This is a genomic window from Streptomyces sp. NPDC001056 (assembly GCF_053598955.1).
On the sequence record NZ_JBSFLI010000004.1, the window covers coordinates 157,514 to 175,263 of the forward strand.

General features: G+C 73.2%; 8 protein-coding genes. 5 read left to right on the forward strand and 3 right to left on the reverse strand.

From position 1 onward, the window contains the following. Positions 1-182: 182 nt before the first annotated feature. Genes ACWDD7_RS07130 through ACWDD7_RS07140 form a run of 3 tightly spaced genes read right to left on the reverse strand, consistent with a single transcriptional unit; the run spans position 183 to position 12,348 of the window. Positions 183-7,706, reverse strand: coding sequence for a MupA/Atu3671 family FMN-dependent luciferase-like monooxygenase (locus ACWDD7_RS07130; RefSeq protein WP_450456644.1), 7,524 nt, complete (start codon positions 7,704-7,706; stop codon positions 183-185). Beyond that, entirely contained in the window at positions 7,703-11,071 is a 3,369-nt protein-coding gene (locus ACWDD7_RS07135; protein ID WP_450456645.1) for a type I polyketide synthase, read from the reverse strand. The genes ACWDD7_RS07130 and ACWDD7_RS07135 overlap by 4 nt, the downstream gene beginning before the upstream one ends. Beyond that, positions 11,068-12,348: an MFS transporter gene (locus ACWDD7_RS07140; RefSeq protein ID WP_450456646.1), complete on the reverse strand. Its 1,281-nt coding sequence runs from the start codon at positions 12,346-12,348 to the stop codon at positions 11,068-11,070. Before ACWDD7_RS07140 ends, ACWDD7_RS07135 begins: the two co-directional genes overlap by 4 nt. 841 nt (positions 12,349-13,189) lie before the next feature. On the opposite strand from ACWDD7_RS07140, the gene ACWDD7_RS07145 reads away from it, so the two are divergent. The 5 genes from ACWDD7_RS07145 to ACWDD7_RS07165 all read left to right on the forward strand — a co-directional run bounded on the left by ACWDD7_RS07145 (position 13,190) and on the right by ACWDD7_RS07165 (position 17,662). Then, entirely contained in the window at positions 13,190-14,917 is a 1,728-nt protein-coding gene (locus ACWDD7_RS07145; protein WP_450456647.1) for an ATP-binding protein, read from the forward strand. A 121-nt stretch (positions 14,918-15,038) separates the two neighbouring features. After that, positions 15,039-15,458: a roadblock/LC7 domain-containing protein gene (locus ACWDD7_RS07150; RefSeq protein WP_351867005.1), complete on the forward strand. Its 420-nt coding sequence runs from the start codon at positions 15,039-15,041 to the stop codon at positions 15,456-15,458. Then, positions 15,455-15,811 carry a DUF742 domain-containing protein gene (locus tag ACWDD7_RS07155; protein WP_351867008.1) on the forward strand — a complete coding sequence of 119 codons (357 nt, stop codon included), beginning with the start codon at positions 15,455-15,457 and terminating at the stop codon, positions 15,809-15,811. Before ACWDD7_RS07150 ends, ACWDD7_RS07155 begins: the two co-directional genes overlap by 4 nt. After that, positions 15,792-16,409, forward strand: coding sequence for a GTP-binding protein (locus tag ACWDD7_RS07160; protein WP_450456648.1), 618 nt, complete (start codon positions 15,792-15,794; stop codon positions 16,407-16,409). The genes ACWDD7_RS07155 and ACWDD7_RS07160 overlap by 20 nt, the downstream gene beginning before the upstream one ends. Continuing rightward, a complete protein-coding gene (locus tag ACWDD7_RS07165) occupies positions 16,406-17,662 on the forward strand; it encodes a cytochrome P450 (protein ID WP_392211946.1) in 1,257 nt (418 codons plus the stop codon). Before ACWDD7_RS07160 ends, ACWDD7_RS07165 begins: the two co-directional genes overlap by 4 nt. Positions 17,663-17,750: the final 88 nt, after the last annotated feature.

The window sequence follows — 17,750 nt, forward strand, 5'->3', positions numbered from 1 at the left end:
GTCATCCTTCTGTCGCTGTCCTTCTCCTGAACTGCCCCGTCGGCGTTCGGGGGCTGCGGTTCACGGTTGGTCAGGCTGCGGGGTCGAGGGGGCGTCCGCCGCAGCGGATGCCCTTTTCGCTTGCACGGTGGTGAGTTCCGGGCCGGCGCGGAACTCACCACCGTGGCCGACCCCGGGCGGCGTCAGCCGTCCAGGGCCTCCCGCACCGCATTCCGCAGGATTTCGACGTACCGGCCGGTCCAGGATTCGACCGTCTCCCGGTCCCAGAGATCCGAGGAGTACTCCACGGCCCCCTCCAGCACATCCCCTGCGGGGGTGAGGACGACGATGAACTCGGAACGTGCCGCGGCGGGTGCCAGGTCCTCGACGGACGTGGTGACCCCGGGGAGGGACAGCCCGGTGTCCAGCGAGCTCTGGTAGGCGAACCCGAGGGGCAGCATGGCCGGCATCTCCGCCCCCGTGCGCTCGCGCATCGCGGGCGCGATGCGACGGGCCGGCAAGGCGTGGTCCATGCCCCGCAGCGCGGTGAGGGACACCCGGTCCACCAGGTCGCCGAAGGGACCGGCGGCCGCGTCCCTCACCCGCAGGGTGAACCCGGTGACCGTGCAGGCCACCAGTGCCTCGTCGTCAGTACTTTCCCGGTTGGCGTAGGAGATGTTCAGCAGAACGTCGGCCGCGCCGGTCTCCCCGGCGATCGTGCGGCCCAGGGCGGCCGCCGTCACCGCGAACGGGGTGGTGCCGCGCCGCGCGGCCAGCCGCTGCACGTCGGCCCGCACCTCGGCCGGCACCGTGAACGTCACCACGCCGCCCTGCCCGCTCAGGGTCTCGGGGCGTCGCCGGTCCGGTGGCACGGTCGCCGAGAAGTCCGCCCCGTCCAACTCCCGCAGCCAGTAGTCGAGCCGGCGCCCGAAGGTGGTGGCGTCCCGTTCGGCCTGGCGACGGGCGTGTTCGATCTGCTGGGGCGCCGACGGCAGCCCGTGGTCCGTGCCGTCCAGGAAGGCCCGGTAGAGCACGGCGAGTTCGCGCAGCAGCAGACTCACCGACCACCCGTCGCAGGCGCAGTGGTGCAGCACCAGCAGCAGCGTCCGCTCCCGTTCCCCGGCGCGCAGCAGCCTGGTGGACAGCACCTCCCCGGTGGAGGGGTCCAGCGGTGTCTCGGCGGCCCGCTCGGCCGCCCGGCGCAGTGCGGCCTCGCGGTCCGCACCGGACAGGCCGGTCAGGTCCTCCGTCGGCATGTCCACCGGGCGCGGGGCGAGCACCTCCTGCCGCCAGGCGCCGTCCCCGTCGCGCACCAGCCGCGTGCGCAGCGCCTCGTGACGCTCCACCAGCCCGTCCAGGGCGCGGCGCAGCACGTCCTCGTCGAGCGGTCCCCGGAGGGTGATCCGCAGGCCGACGTTGAACACCTGGGGCCGGTCGTGGACGGCATGCAGTTCGGCGAACCGGGCCTGCGTCTCGGTGGCCGGGCCCTCGCGCAGGGCGGGGGCGGCACTGCTCCCGGCGAGGCGGGCCGCCATCGCGCCGAGGGTGGGTTCCTGGTAGAAGAGGGCCATCGGGTAGTCGTCGCCCCACTCCTCGCGGACCCGGTTGACCAGCCGCATGGCGCTGAGCGAGTGGCCGCCGAGGTCGAAGAAGTGCGCGTCGGCACCGAGCTGTTCGGGCGGGAGACCGAACTCCTGGGCCCACAACTCCCACAGCCGCCGCTCGATCCGGCCGCGTTTCCCCGTGCCGGGCGTGCGTCCGCTCTCCGTGGTGCCGCGCTCGCCGTGGGAGCCGGTCGTTCCGTGCCCGCCGGCGTTCACCGGCTCGGTGGCCTTCACGAGCTCCGCGGGGCTCGTGGACCGGGCGGGGCTCGCGGGCCGGACGGCAGGGGTGACCAGGTCGGGCGCGGGAAGGGCGTCGCGGTCCAGCTTGCCGGTCCCGGTCAGCGGGAGCACCGGGACGATCCGCCAGGCGCGCGGAACCAGATGGTCCGGCAGGCGTGCGGCCAGCTCCGCCGCCAGACGTCCGGCGAACGCCTCCCGCTCCGGGCGGTCGTCGCCGAGCGCGCGGTCGGGTTCCACGTACGCGGCGAGATACGCCTCACCGTTCTCCCGCCGCAGCCCGAGGACCACGGCGCGGGCCACACCGGTCAGCTCGTTCAGCGTTCGGGCGGCCTCCTCCGGCTCGACCCGGAAGCCGCGGATCTTGACCTGGTCGTCGCGGCGCCCCACGAACTCCAGCCGCCCCAGGGGCGTCCACCGCACCAGGTCACCCGTGCGGTAGAAGCGGTCGCCCGCCGTGTCCCCGCCGACGGGGTCGGCCGTGAAGCGCTCGGCCGTGAGGACGGGAAGCCCGCGGTAGCCGAGTGCCAGCCCCGGTCCGCCCACCAGCAGCTCACCGACCGCGCCGACCGGGACCGGCTTGTCCGCGTCGTCCACCACCCGCAGGCGCACGTTGTCGGCCGGGCGGCCGATCGGGATGGGACCCTCGCCGTCCGGGGCGACCGTGTCGGTGGTGCACAGCACGGTCGTCTCGGTGGGCCCGTAGATGTTCACCGTCTCGTAGGGCGCCTCCGGGCGCGGTCTGGTGCGCAGTGCCTCGCCCCCCAGCATGAGGACCCGCAGCGGCGGCTGGTCCTCGGCGGGCAGGCGCAGCACCTGCTCACCGAGTGCGGTGGGGAGGAAGGCGACGGTGACACGCTGGGCGGCGTACCAGCGCGCCAGGTCGCGCGGGTCGCGACGGACCTCGTCGTCGGCCACGGCGACGGACGCCCCGGCCGTCAGCGCGGGCCACAGTTCAAGCAGCGAGCCGTCGAAACTCTGGCTGGAGACCAGCGCCGAGCGGTCGGTCTCCCGGAGGACGAACCGCCGGTGGTGCCACTGGCAGAGGTCGACGAGGCCCTGGTGGGTGAGCACCACCCCCTTGGGCACGCCGGTACTGCCAGAGGTGTACAGGACGCAGCAGGGGGAGGCGCCGTCCCGGGCCTGCGGGACGTCGGACACGGTGGCGCCGACCGGTCCCGTGGGGCCCGCGTCGGGTGGTACGACGGCGACCGTGGCAGGCAGACCGAGTTCGGCCGCGGCCTCCGGCCGGCACACCACCGCCCGGGCCCCGCACTCGGCGATCACCTGGGCCGCCCGAGCCGCGCCCAGGGACGGGTCGAGCGGCACATAGGCGCGGCCTGTCCTCAGCACGGCCAGTGCGGCGACGACCAGGTCCGCGGAACGGGGCAGCCGGACGGCGACCACCGCCGCCGGGTCGTCCGCGAGGGGGCCCTGCTCCCGGAGCGCGGCCGCGAGACGGCCCGCGCGCTCGTCCAGTTCGCGATACGTCAGCACCGAGCCGCGGTCGAGGACCGCCGGCGCGTCGGGCCGTTCGCCGGCCCGGCGTGCCACCCAGGCGTGGAGGGTGGTGGCGTCCACCGGACGCTCCGCCCCGTGCTCCCAGCTCTCCGGTACCGGGTCGCCGTCCGCCGCCGTCCGGACCGCCGCGGAGAGCGGGGTGTCCGGGGCGTCGACCGCCGCGGTGAGCAGATCGTCGAGGACCCGGAAGAAGCCGTCGACGGTCTCCGGGTCGAACAGATCGCTGTTGTACTCAAGGTGGCAGCGGATGCCCTGCGGCTGGTCGGTGAAGTAGACGGTGAGGTCGGTCAGCGCCTTGTCGGGGCCGGCGTCCAGCGGGGTGGCCGCGATCCCCGGGAGATCGAAGCGGAAGGGCTCGGCCGGCTGGAATTCGGCGAGCACCTGGAACACCGGGGTCCGGTCGGTCCGGCGTTCGGGAGACAGTTCCCGCACCACCGTCTCGAAGGGGACCCCCGCGTGGTCGTAGGCGTCGAGGGCCACGGACCGGACCCGCCGCAGCAGAGTGCGGAAGGACGGGTCGCCGGAGAGGTCGAAACGCAGGGCGAGGGTGTTGACGAAGAAACCGATCAGCCCCTCCGCACGCTCCGGCCGGTCCGAGACGGGCGTGCCCACGACGATGTCCTCCTGACCGGTGACCCGGCTCAGCATCGCGGCGTACCCCGCGAGGAGCGTCATGAACAGGGTGCTCCGGTTGGCGCGGCTCAGCTCCCGCAGCCTCCGGGACAGTCCGGCGTCCAGGGTCCGGAAGACGGCCCGGCCGTGGGAGGTCATCACCGGCGGGCGTGGACGGTCCGCGGGCAGGTCCAGCACCGGCAGCGGACCGCCCAGGACGCTCCGCCAGTGAGCGAGGTCGGCGGCGGCCGAGGGGCCGTCCCCGGCAGCCCGCCGTTCGGCCGCGTGTTCGGCGTAACTCCAGGTCAGAGGGGCGAGTTCGGCCTCCGTGCGGTCACGAGCGGCCTGGTACAGGGCGGAGAGATCGCCGCTGAGCACGGTCGCCGAGGCGGCGTCCACCACCAGGTGGTGGAAGGAGAGGACCAGCACGTGCCGGTCCGGGCCGGTGCGCACCAGGCGGGTGACGAACAGCGGGCCCTCGGCGAGGTCGTGGCGGCGTGCGCTCTCCTCCGCCAGGACGCGCGCGACGGCGGCGTCGCCGTCGTTCCCGCCGTCCACGACCGCGAAGTCCGGTTCGCCCGCCTCGCGGACCAGCTGACGGGGTTCGCCGCCGGACTCGCGGAAGACGGTGCGCAGGCTCGCGTGCCGGGCGACGAGCGCGCGCAGCGCCTCACGCAGGGCCGCGGTGTCGAGCGGGCCGTCGAGGCGGACGGCCTTCACCTCGTTGTAGGCGGTGCGGCCGGGCAGCAGGTTCTCGTGGAACCAGATCCGTTCCTGGCCCGGGGACAGGGGCGCCTCGGTCTCCGCGGCCCGCTGCCGGGTGCGGCGCCGAAGGGCGTCGAGGTGCGGCAGCCCGGACCGCAGCAGGCCGGGCGGGACGCCGAAGTCGACAAGCGCCACGATCTCGTCGGCGCCCGCCGCGGCGACCGCGTCCACCACGGGCTGCACGCTCTCCACGGTGCCGATCAGCGACCTCTGGTCGCAGTAGCGCCCGTAGGCCTGCCGGAAGAGGGCGTCGAGGTCGGCGTCGCTGAAGGTGGACAGGTCGACCTGGTGCCCGAGGCTGTTGGTCACCCCGTTGAACAGTGACAAAGACGCCCGCATGTAACGGGCCATCGGCTCGAACGCCTCGGCGCGGGCGGTGTCGTGACACTCCCCGAGGTAGGTGTGGAGAAGGACCGCGACCCGCCCGGCGTCGGGGTCGAGCCCGTGCTGCTCGCGGGCGTCCCGGTAGCGGGCGATGTTCTCCGCGAGCTGCTCGACGCTCTGGGTCATCAGGTTGGTGACGATGCCGAGGTCGTGGCGGGCCGCCTGCTCGTAGGAGGCCGGGTTGCCGACCACGGCGGTGTACAGGGGCGGGGCGTCCTGCACCGGGCGGGGGAAGAGCCGGACCTCGCGATCACCGTCCCCGGTGGCCCGCAGCAGGGGCTCGCCGCGCCAGAACCGGCGCACCTCGTCCAGCTGCCGGTACATCTCCTCCTTGTGGCGGCCGAACCGCTCGGGAAAGAAGACGAAGTCGTTGGCGTTCCAGCCGCTCGCCACGCCGAGGCCGACGCGGCCGCCGGAGAGGTTGTCGACCATCGACCATTCCTCGGCGACCCGGATCGGGTCGTGCAGCGGCAGCACCACGGAGCCCGCGTTGAGGCGGACCCGCCGCGTCTCGCGGGACAGGGCCGCGGCGAGCACGGCGGGGTTCGGGAACAGCCCGCCGAAGGAGTTGAAGTGGCGTTCGGGCATCCAAAGGGCGTGGAAGCCGTGCTCGTCCGCGAACCGGGCGGCCTCCAGCAGTAGTTCGTAGCGCCCTTCACGGTCGCCGTCGGAGGGCTGGGGGTAGTCGCCGAAGAAGTAGAGGCTGAAGTCCGGTGTGGTACGGCGGTGTTGGCGTCGGCGCGAGGGCGAGGACGGCGTCTCCGCCTCGGTTGTCGAGCCGGATCGCGGCGCGGCCACGGCCGGGACGGATGCGGCCGGGACGGATGCGGTGGCCGAGGCGGGCTCGGCGGCCGAGGGAGACGCGGAGAGCGAGGCAGGATCGGAGGGCGAGACAGGCGCGGGAGTCGGCGGCGGGGCGGGTGCCGTCGGCTGGGCGGGCGCCGGTGCCGGGGCGGGCGCGGGCTCGGCGGCGGGCGGCGTGGCGGAGCTTCGGTGGGCCGTCGGCGCGGAGGCGGACCCGAGCACCGACGCGGTGGCGCGGGGAGCCTGTCCGGAGGCGGCGGGACGGCGGGTGGGGAAGAAGCCCGCCGCTCTCAGCTCGCGCAGGGAGTCGCGGACCGCGTCGGCGACGAAGGCCACGTCCTCGTCCGTATGAGCCGTGGACAGGAAGAAGTTGCGCCATTCCCAGACGTACACCCCGCGCAGCAGCAGGTGGTGGTACAGCAACTCCATGTCCGCGTGGTGCTCGAAGCGGAACTGCGAGCCGAACCACCGTACCCGCAGCGGGAACTCCTCCTCTTCGAAGAAGGAGTTGAGTTCCGTGCCGAGGGTGGCGGTCCGGGCGTTGAGCCGTTCCTGCAGAGTGGGGCTGTGCTCCTTGAGGTGCCCCAGGACGGCCCGCGCGGCGGTCATCGAGACGGGGTGCTGGAGGTAGGTGCCGCCGAAGAAGGTGGTGTCGGCCGGTGGTGTGCTGTCGTCGCCGTAGTCCCAGTAGCCGCCGTCGACACCGTCCAGGATGTCGGCGCGGCCCGCGATGGCGCCGATCGGGAAGCCACCCCCGATCAGCTTGCCGTAGGTCGCCAGGTCGGGGACGACTCCGTAGAGCTCCTGCGCGCCGCGCGGCGCGGGCCGGAATCCGGTGAGCATCTCGTCGAAGAGCAGCACGATCCCGTGCCGCCGGGTCAGTTCCCGTAGCCGACGGACGAACTCCACCGGCTGCAGGGCCGGGTGGCGGCTCTGCACCGGCTCGACCACGACCGCGGCGATCCGGGAGGCATCCCGTTCGATCGCCTCCAGCGCCTCCTCGCTGCCGTAGGTGAGCACGGTGAGGTCCGCCACGGCGCTCTGCGGAATGCCCCGGGAGACGGGGACGGTGCCGTCGCCGGACGGGCGGCCCAGCACGTTGTCGGCGTGCCCGTGGTAGGCGCCCTGGAAGGTGACGACGCGGTCCCGGCCGGTGGCGGCGCGGGCCAGCCGGATGGCGGCGGCGTTGGCCTCCGTCCCGGAGTTGGCGAAGGCGACCCGCTCCATCCCGGTCAGCTCGGCCAGCAGTTCCGCGGCCTCGCCGGTCTCGGTGCTGCGGGGCCCGAGCCGGATGCCGCGTGCCAGGTGCTCGCGGACCGCCTCGCGGACGAAGCCGGGTTCGTGGCCGAAGAGCAGGACGCCGAAGCCCATGGTGATGTCGACGTAGGAGTTGCCGTCGACGTCCTCCAGCCGTGATCCGCTCGCGCCGCTGCCCGCCAGGGGGTACAGCATCTCCTTGGTGGCCCGGCGGAAGCCGACGACCGCGCGGCTGTCGGCCAGGACGCGGCGGTGACGGGCGGCGATGCTCTTGGAGGTGGGGGTCTTCGCGGTGAAGCGGCGGACCAGGTCGTCCAGGTGGGCGCGCTGCGACTGGGGCGAGGCGTCCCGCACCATGCCGGAACCGGGGGCGACGGTCACCCGGGGGCCGTGCACCTCGGCGGCGGGTGAGGTGGACGGTGCCTGCGGGGCGGGAGGTGCGGACGCGGGCGTGCCCAGTTGGCCGGCGATGTGCTCCGCCAGGTCGGCCATGGCCGCGAGGTCGCGGTCCAGGGAGGCGGTCAGTCCGTCGAGGTCGCTCACCGGGCCACCTCGGTCGGCCGGCCCGTCACCGCGGCGGCCTGCAGAGCGAGCAACTGCGAGAGCTGGGACATCATCTGCAGCTGTATCTGCGACAACTGTGTGACACGGCGGGCGAGTTCCTCCAACTCGCCGCGCGTCACGAAGTCTCCTGCGACCGGAGCGGGGACGACGCCCTGCGCGACCGGAGGGGCGGCCGCCGCCGTGGCCGCGGCGACGGGAGCCGGTGCCGTGACGGGAGCCGGTGCCGTGACGGGCGGTACGACCGGAGCGGAGGCGGTGGCCGGGGCGGGAGCGGGTGGCGCGTACGAGGCCGGGGCGTCCGTCGGGGCGGGGCCCTCCGCCGGCGCCGGCCCCGCCGCGGCCGTCAGCGCCCCCGCCGGGACACGCTCGGCGATGAGCCGGGCCAGCAGTCGCGGTGTGCCCGTCTCCTCGAACAGCTCCCGCATGGTGACCTTGACCTCGAACTCCTTCTCCAGCTCGCGCAGCACGTTGATCATCTGCAACGAGTCGGCCCCGAGGTCGAAGAAGGTCGTGTCGGCTGCCACCGCGGAGGGATCCTCACCGAAATTCCGGGAGGTCGACTCCACGATGGCCCCGAGTATCCGCTCCACCAGAGCCTCACGCTGTACCTGCTCCGCTGCCACGGCGGGTTCCTTTCCTGTGGTCGTTCCGTCCTGCGGGGCCCCGGGCCGGGGCCCCGTCCAGTGGTTCCGGTGCTGGAACCGGTAGCCGGGCAGGGGGATCCTCCGTCCGCCACAGCCGTCGAGGAACAGCTCCCAGCGGACGTCCGCACCCGCGCAGTGCAGTTCCGCCGCCGCGCCCCACAGCGCGCCGAGGCCGTCGCCCCGGCGCAGTGACGGGGCTGTGCGCACGTTCGGCAGGGCGCGCCGGGCCAGGGAGCTGAGTGTGCTGTGCGGCCCGATCTCCAGCAGGATGTCCGGCGACAGCTCGCCGACGGCGCGCAACGCCTCGTCGAAGCGCACCGGTTCCCTGGTGTGCCGCACCTGATGGTCCGTGTCGGGGACCCAGCCGGCGGGGCGGGCGATGCCGTCGAGGGCGCTGACGAACGTCAGACGCGTCGGCGCGAACGGCACCTCGTCCAGCACGGCCCGGAACGCCTCCAGCATCGGCCGCATCTGCTCGGTGTGGAAGGCGCGGTCCACCAGCAGCCGCTCGTGCGGGGTGCCCTGCGCTTCCAGCAGCGAGCACAAACGTTCCACCACGGCGACGGGCCCGGCGAGTACCTGTGCCCGCGCGCCGTTGGTCACGGCCGGCTCCGCTCCCGGGACCGACGCGGTGAGGGCGGCTGCGGAGTGGCGGTCGAGCGCCGCCGCCACCATCGCACCGGGCGGACACAACCGCCGCATCAATCGGCCGCGAGCGGTGACCAGCCTCAGGCCGTCGGCGAGGGGCAGCGCCCCCGCCGCGTACAGGGCGGCGTACTCGCCGACACTGTGACCGGTCACCGCGTCGGGCACCACGCCCGCCTCACGCCAGAGCCGCACCAGCGCGCACTGCAGCGCGAAGAGCGCGGGCTGCGCGAGATCGGTCCGCCGCAACGCCTCCCGGACGCCTGCCCCGTCCTCCAGGAGCACGGGCAGCAACGGGTCCCCGGTCTCTTCCCGGTGGGCGCGGTCGCAGACCTCCAGCACCTCCCGGACCACGGGGAACCGGTCGTGGAGGGCGGCGGCCATCCCCGGGTAGGGGGAGCCCTGGCCGGTGAACTGGAACACCACCCGTGGCGCGCCCTCGTGGGGCACCGCCGCGGTCGTGGCGCGCCCGGCCGCCGAAGCGGCCGCGCCCTCCAGCCAGGCGTCCAGGGCCTCGGCCAGCGCGCCCGGCCGGTCGCCGCGTACGGCGGCGCGGTGACGTCCGTGGGTACGGCCCAGCGCGGCGGTGGTCACCAGGTCGGCGGTCGGCAGGGCGGGGCGTTCCCGGAGCCGGTCGCGCAGCGCGCGGGCATTGTCGGCCAGGGCCTCGGCGGAGCTCCCGGACACCAGCAGCACGTCCGGGGCGGCGTGGCGTGCGGTGCGGGGCGCGGGGTCCGGGGGTTCCTCCAGGATCAGGTGCACGTTGGTTCCGCCCACCCCGAGCGAGGTGAGACCCGCACGGCGCGGGGTGGCGCCCTGGCGCCACGGCGCGGCCTCACGGGGGATGCGGAACGGGCTGCCGTCCAGGGCGAGCAGCGGGTTGGGCTCGCTGAACCCGGCCATCGGGGGGATCACACCGTGCCGCAGCACCAGGAGGGTCTTGACCAGTCCGGCCAGCCCCGCCGCGACGTCGAGGTGCCCGATGTTGGCCTTCACGGCGCCGAGCGCGCAGTAGCCGGTGCGCTCGGTGTCCTCCCGGAAGGCGGCGGTCGCGCCCTCGAACTCGATCGGGTCGCCCTTGAGGGTGCCGGTCCCGTGGGTCTCCAGGTAACCGATGGTGTCCGCGCCGACCCCCGCCCGCGCGAGGGCGTAGCGGATCGCCTCGCGCTGCCCCTCGGTGCTGGGCGCGGTGTACGCCCGCTTCCGGGAGCCGTCGTTGCTGACGCCCCAGCCCCGGACGACCCCGTGGACGGTGTCGCCGTCCGCCAGTGCCCGTTCGAGCCGTTTGAGCACCACGGCCACCACGCCGGTGCCTCCGACGGTGCCGTCCGCAGCGGCGTCGAAGGCACGCAACCGCCCCGACTTGGAGAGGATCGAGCCCTTGACGTAGTGGTAGCCGAGGACCTGCGGCAGGTGGATCGCGGTGGCGCCGGCCAGCGCGATGTCGCAGTCCCCCGACAACAGCGACTGCGCCGCCAGTTGCACGCCGACCAGTGAACTGGAGCAGCCCGTCTGGACGTTGACGGAAGGGCCGGTCAGGCCCAGCCGGTAGGAGGTCCGGGTGGCGGTGAAGTCGGCGTAGTTGCCGACCATGACCTGCATCCTGGACAGCCAGTCGGTCATCTCCCGGTCGGGAAGGACGTTGTTGAGCAGGTAGTTCTGCATGGAGTACAGGTGGTAGCCGGTACTGGCGAACACCCCGATCCGGGTGCCGCCCCGTTCGCCGGGGTAACCGGCGTCCTCCAGCGCGTGCTGCGCGCATTCCAGGAACAACCGATGCTGCGGGTCGGTGAGTTCGGCCTCCCGGGCGCTCATCCCGAAGTGCCGGGCGTCGAACCCCGCGATGTCGTCCAGGATCGCCGAGGCGCCGACGAAGTCGTCGCGGGTGTACAGCTCCGGCGGTACGCCGGCGGCCGCGAGTTCCTCCCGGCCGAAATGCGTGATGCGGATCTCGCCGTCGCGGACGATCCGCCACAACTGCTCGGGCGTGTCCGCCCCGGGGAGCCGGAAGGCCATGCCGATGACCGCCATGCGGGGGTCGGGGGAACCGCTCATCGGCCGGACCCCTCCGGCGTGGCAGTCCTCGGCAACCGCTCGGATCCGTCCGCCGCGAGTTCCCGCGGGACCGGCCGTCTGCCGCGGACGACCAGCCAGGCCAGCAGGGCGAGACAGAGCACGATGGCGACTCCGTGCAGCCAGGCCACCACCGTCAGCGGCGCGAACGACTCCATCAGGGCGCCGCTGACCAGCATGCCCAGGCCGAAGCCGCCGTTCTCGGCCGAGGCCGAGAGCCCGAACAGGCGCCCGCGCTGCTCGTCCGGCGCCGCCTGCAGCCGGGAGACGTACACCACCTCGGTGAACCCGTCCGCGCCCCCGGCGACCAGCGCGGCCGCGACGGCCGCGAGGGTGGGCAGCGAGCAGAACACCAGGATGAAGCAGGCCGACATCACACAGGCACCCAGCGCGAAGGCGCGTTCCCCGGGCGTCCGCCCGGAGCGGCGGGTGAGCACCGCCAGCACCTGCTGGGTGACGAGGTTGCCGATCGCCCAGGTCGCCCAGAACTGGCTGACGAAGGTGGCCGGGTGCGCCGGGTCCAGCATGCTGGAGTACACCGGCAGGGCGACGTTGTGCGAGGAGGAGCCCAGCCCGTCCACCGCGCGCACGGCGATCATCGCCAGGAGCACCGGACCGACCTCCCCGACCAGCAGCCGTGTCCGGCCGCCGGTCGGCGTCGCGCCGCCCCCGGCCTTCTCCTCGCCCGCGGAACCGGAGGCGGCCGCCCGGGTGCGGATCGGGAGCAGGAGGAGGACGGTCGCCGAGACCGCGAACGTCAGGGCGTCCAGGGTGAACGCGAAGTCGTAGCCGAGTCGGGCGACCGCCACACCGGCCGAGGCGAAGCCGGCGATCATGGCGAGCGAGCGGCCGGTGACCAGCAGTCCGTTGGCCCGGGTCCGGTGCTCCGCTCCGACGATCTCCGGCACGCTGCTGCGCAGCGCCACCTGGGACAGGGTCGAGCAGCAGCCGGTGACGAGGGCAAGGCCGTAGAGCAGGGCGACCCGGGCGCCGTCCGGAGCCAGCAGCAGCACCACCAGGGCGGCGCCCTGGCAGACGTCGGCGCCGACCATCAGCCGCTTGCGGTCGAACGACGACACCAGGCGTCCGCTCACGAATCCGGAGGCCACTCCGGACACCAGTCGAACGGCCATGAACACCCCGGCCGCCAGGGCGCTGTGCGTCACGTCGTAGACGAACACGTTCAGCGCCACCATGTTCAGGTAACTGCCGTAGGCGGATATCGCGTTGCCCGCGACCAGCAGCCGGAAGTACCGCATCCCATCCCCCCTCTTTCCACCGACACGGACCCGCGGTCGTGTTCGTCGTCCGTGTGTCGCGCCAACATTTCCCATGGGTCACGCCGTTCACACCCGGCGCACGGGAACGGGTCCGACTTAAGGCCAGGTAGTCAAGGGGCCTGGTCGGGGGAGGGGAGCGGCCCGGCATCGCACGGCGAGACCGTCGAACTCAGCGAAGCAGAGATTGCGAAGACAATTTGTGGCCGCGGGACTTCCTGCCCGCTCGTGCCTGTGCGGTCGCTGCGGGGACCGCGGACGGGCGATGCGGTGGCGAATGCTCCGCCGGCGCGGCCATCGGCGCGGGTGGGTCGTACCCGTGCCCTCGTCCGCATGCGATTTCACCGATCGCCGACGCCCCGGGGCCGTCGTGAGACCGAGGTGGTGCGATCGCAGCGTGCTTGATAGTTGGCTGGAAAGTGGCTTCGGCTCTTCGGGGCCCGTGTCTGGATAGTGTCTGTTTATCGCGTTCTGACGCGGCCTCCGACGCGCTCCGTGCCTCTGCCGCACTGGTCAGGAGGTTGAGGGGGCCCGCCATCTCCTCTACCACAACCGGAAGTTGGAGCGGCTGGTTCACGACGAACTCGGGTTATCGGCGCACTGCGCAGCTAGTCAGATCTTCTCGCGCGCCAGTGTGGCTAGCATGAGCAGGTACCCGGTCGGAAGATCGTCGTCCTCTTGGCGCGCCCCCGTTCCGACCCGCGGCTGCCGTGAGTCGGCTGCCCGTTTCTCCTGATCTCATGGACCGAGGGACCGCAGCATGTCACTCCCCGCACCACTCAGTCAGCAACGGCCGACGAAGCCGCCGCGCACCTCGCCGACCATGCCCTTGGTCGTGCTGGTGCTTGGTGCCGCGGCCGGCGGCGTGGCTGTCGCCCTGGCGCCGTCCGGCGCCGGCGTCTGGGCGCTGACCGTGGTGGCGGTCGCCTGGGGGTGCGTGGCCGCGGCCGTCCTCGTCGGCCACCGGCTCGTCCGGCAGGCCCGGTGCGCGGCCGCCGCGCAGACCTCCGAGACCGGCCGTCTCAAGGCGCAGGCGGCGCAGCTGTCGGCGGAGACGGCGCACCTGGGCAACATGACGCTGCCCGCCGTGACCGACCGTCTGCGAGCCGGCATGAGCGCGGTCGACGCGCTGGGCAGTGTCCCCCAGCCGTCCGACCCGCAGCTGGGCCGGATCGTGTACTCCTTCGCCGCCGCCGTCGAGGAATGCGTGCGGCACGCGGCCGTCCTGGACGGCGAGTGCCGGCAGGCCCGGAACGAGTTGAACGAGGCGGTCGCCGCGCTGGAGCGGGTGACGCGGGAGACCCTGCCCGCCGCCGTCGCGGGACTGCGCGAGGGCCGGTCCGCCGACACGGTGCTCGCCGAACTCGACCTGCCGCGGCTGCCCATGGTCCGCAGCGCGACCGAGTCGTACGTTCGCGAACTCGCCCGCAGCGAGCGGCGCGCCGCCGCGGCACAGGCCGCCTCCGCCAAGGCGCTCAGCCGCGTCCAGGCCAAGTCCGTCAGCATGCTCGCCGACCTGCGCGACATGCAGGAACGACACGGTGAGGAGGTCTTCGGCGACCTGCTGAAGCTGGACCACAGCACCTCGCAGCTCGGCCTGATGACCGACCGGCTCGCGTTGCTCATGGGCGGACGGTCCAGCCGCGCCTGGAACAAGCCGATCGTGATGGAGAGCATCCTGCGTGGCGCCGTCGGCCGGATCGCCGCCTACCAGCGGGTGCGCCTGCACTGCTCCACCACCGCCGCGATCTCCGGCTTCGCCGCCGAGGGCGTCATGCATCTCCTCGCCGAACTGATGGACAACGCGGCGAACTTCTCCCCGCCCATCGACGAGGTGCACGTCTATGTCGAGGACCGCAGCGCCGGACTGGTCGTCACCATCGAGGACAGCGGCCTGAAGATGGCCGACGCGGCCATGCGTCGCGCCGAGGAGGCGGTGTCCGGCCGCATGACCGACCTCGCCTCGCTTCAGGGGACCCGGCTCGGCCTCGCCGTGGTCGGACGGCTCGCGGTGAAGTACGGCATCAGCGTCAACTACCGCCCCTCGTCGCGCGGCGGCACCGGCGTCGTCGTCCTGCTGCCCCCGCAACTGATCGCCCAGCGGCGCGACGCGGTGTCGAGCGGGGCTGTCGGCCACTCCGCCGCGGGGACCGTGCCCACGCCGGGCCCCGCCCCCGCCGCCTCGCCCGCCCCGGCCCCGGTACCCGAGCCCACCTCCCGCCCCGGCGTCCCGGAGCGGCCCGCCGCCCGGCCGGAGCTGACCGAGCAGGGACAGCCCCCTCGTGCCGCCGCCTCCACCCCGAACGGCCTGCCGGTACGCGCGCCCGGCCGCACCATGGCCGAGGCGGAGCGGGAGCGCGAGCAGCGCCGGTCGGCGTCCCCCGCGGTATCCGGGGCCGCGTCCGAGACGGCGGACGGAGACCGCCCGGAGCAGCGCCCGGCACGCGACGCCGGCGCACGGTTCGGCGCCTTCCACCGCGGGCGCCGGTCCGCGAGTGGCGCCGCCGGGCCGGACGCCCGGACCGAGTCCGAGCCGCCGCCCGCCCCGTAGCCGACGACCCCTTCTCCGCACGGCGCCCAGGGCGCCGGCGCCCGCTTCCCGCCCGAGTTCCTGAGATTGGAGGAACGGGCCGGTGACCGGTCAACCGGGTACCACCGTCCCCTCACCCATCATGCAGACCACCGACAACAGCCTCACCTGGCTCCTCCAGAATCTCCTGGAGCGTACCCCCGGCACCCGGCACGCTCTGGCGCTGTCCCGGGACGGCCTGAAGCTCTGCTGGACCGAACACCTGACGCTCGACCAGGCAGACCAGCTGGCGGCGATATGCTCCGGCATCCAGGCCCTGTCCCAAGGCGCGTCCGTGGAGTTCGGCGACGGCACCGGCGGCGTCCGGCAGTCCATGACCGAGTTCCACGGCGGCCTGCTGTTCATCGTGGAGGCCGGCGAGGGAGCGCACCTGGCCGTCCTCGCCGAGGAGGACGCCGACCCCGGCGTGGTGGGCCATCAGATGACGGAGCTGGTGGAGCAGATCGGCGAACACCTGCGCGCCGAGCCCCGAGAGCCCGTTCCCGGGAGTGCCGCGTCGTGATGCGCAAGCCCGTGGACACCGGTGACCCCGACCGGCTCTACACGGTCACGGCCGGCCGGAGCCGTGGCGACGACTCCTTCGACCTGGTCACCCTGATCGTCAGTGAGTGCCGGCCCACGGCGGGAATGCAGTCGGAGCACGCCCGGATCCTGGAGCTGTGCCAACACCCCACGGCCGTCGTCGAGATCGCCGCGGAGCTGAAACTGCCGATCACCGTGGTGCGGATCCTGCTCGGGGACCTGCTCGACACCGGCCGCATCACCGCCCGCCGGCCGCGTGCGGCGCGGTCCGTCGCCTCGCTTCCCGACTCCGCCTTTCTCAAGGAGGTGCTCCATGGGCTCCGCAACCTCTGAGCTTCCGTCCCACCGCACGCCACTGGCCGATGCGGCGGAGACCGGACTGAAGATCGTCATCGTGGGCGGTTTCGGTGTCGGCAAGACGACCCTGGTCCGCTCGGTGAGCGAGATCCGGCCGCTGAACACCGAGGAGGTGATGACGCAGGCCGGCATCGGCCTCGACGAGACCAGCGCGGTCGCGGCGAAGACCACCACGACGGTGGCGTTCGACTTCGGGCGGATCAGCCTCAACGAGCGCATGGTGCTGTACCTGTTCGGAGCGCCGGGCCAGGAACGCTTCTGGTTCCTGTGGGACAGCCTGTTCTCCGGAACGCTGGGTGCCGTGGTGCTCGTGGACACGCGTCGGATGAACGACTCCTGGTACGCGATAGACCGGCTGGAGCACCACAAGACGCCGTTCGTGGTGGCCGTCAACCGGTTCGACGACGACACCCACCGGTACTCCCTGGAGGAGATCCGCCAGGCGCTCGCACTGTCCGAGCGGGTGCCGATGGTCGACTGCGACGCGCGGGTCCGGCAGTCCGGCAAGGACGTGCTGATCACCCTCGTGGACCACCTGTACGAACTGGCGATGGCCCAGGAGGCGACACCGTGACCGATCCCTCTTCCGCGCGACAGGCTCCGCCGGGCTGCCCCGCCCACCCCGACGCGGTGCGGCTGGCGGGACTTGAGTACCAGCAGACGCCCTCGCAGATGTACCGCGCGCTGCGCAGCGAGCACGGCACGGTCGCGCCGGTGCTGCTCGACGGGGACATCCCGGCCTGGCTGGTGCTCGGCTACTCCGAAGTCACGTACGTGACCAGCCACGACGAGCTGTTCGCGCGGGACTCCCGGCGTTGGAACCAGTGGGAGAACATTCCGGCGGACTGGCCGCTGCTGCCGTACGTCGGCTACCAGCCCTCGGTGCTGTTCACCGAGGGCGACGAGCACCGGCGGCGGGCCGGAGTGATCACTCAGGCGCTGGAAGGCGTCGACCAGTTCGAACTGGCGCGCAACTGCCAGCTGATCGCCGACCAGCTCATCGCCGCCTTCGCGGGCAGCGGTCAGGCCGAGCTGATGACGGGATACGCGCACGCCCTGCCGATGCGTGCCGTGGTGCAGATGTGCGGGATGCCGACCTCCGGCGAGGACACCCGGCGTCTCGTCGAGGACCTGCGGATCTCGCTCGACGCCGCGGAGGGTGACGACCCGGTGGCCGCGTACGGGCGGGTGGGCGAGCGGCTCCGGCAGTTGGTGAAGGACAAGCGGGAAAGCCCCGGTCCGGATGTCACCTCGCGCATGCTGCTGCATCCGGCGGGACTGACGGACGAGGAGATCGTCCAAGACCTGATCTCGGTGATCGCCGCGGCGCAGCAGCCGACCGCGAACTGGATCTGCAACACGCTGCGGCTGTTGCTGACGGACGAGCGGTTCGCGGTGAACGTGTCGGGGGGCAGGCTCAGTGTGGGCGAGGCGCTCAACGAGGCGCTGTGGCTGGACACGCCGACGCAGAACTTCATCGGGCGCTGGGCCGTTCGGGACACCCAGCTGGGCGGGCGGCAGATCCGGGCGGGGGACTGTCTGGTGCTGGGGCTGGCCGCGGCCAACACCGATCCGCAGATCTGGCCCGATTCGCACGTGGGCGCGGAGAACTCCGCGCACCTCTCGTTCAGCAACGGTGAGCACCGCTGCCCCTATCCGGCACCGCTGCTCGCGGACGTGATGGCGCGGACGGCGGTGGAGACGCTGCTGGAGCGGCTGCCCGACCTGGTGCTGTCGGTCGAGCCGGAGACGCTGACGTGGCGTCCGTCGGTCTGGATGCGAGGGCTGACGGCGCTGCCGGTGCGGTTCACGCCGGTGGTGCAGTAGGGCGGGCGCTCGATGATCAGGTAGGACGGGCGCCCTGTCCCGCCCGGCGGTTGCGGCGGCACGGGCACATGGGCCCCTGGGCGGGGCC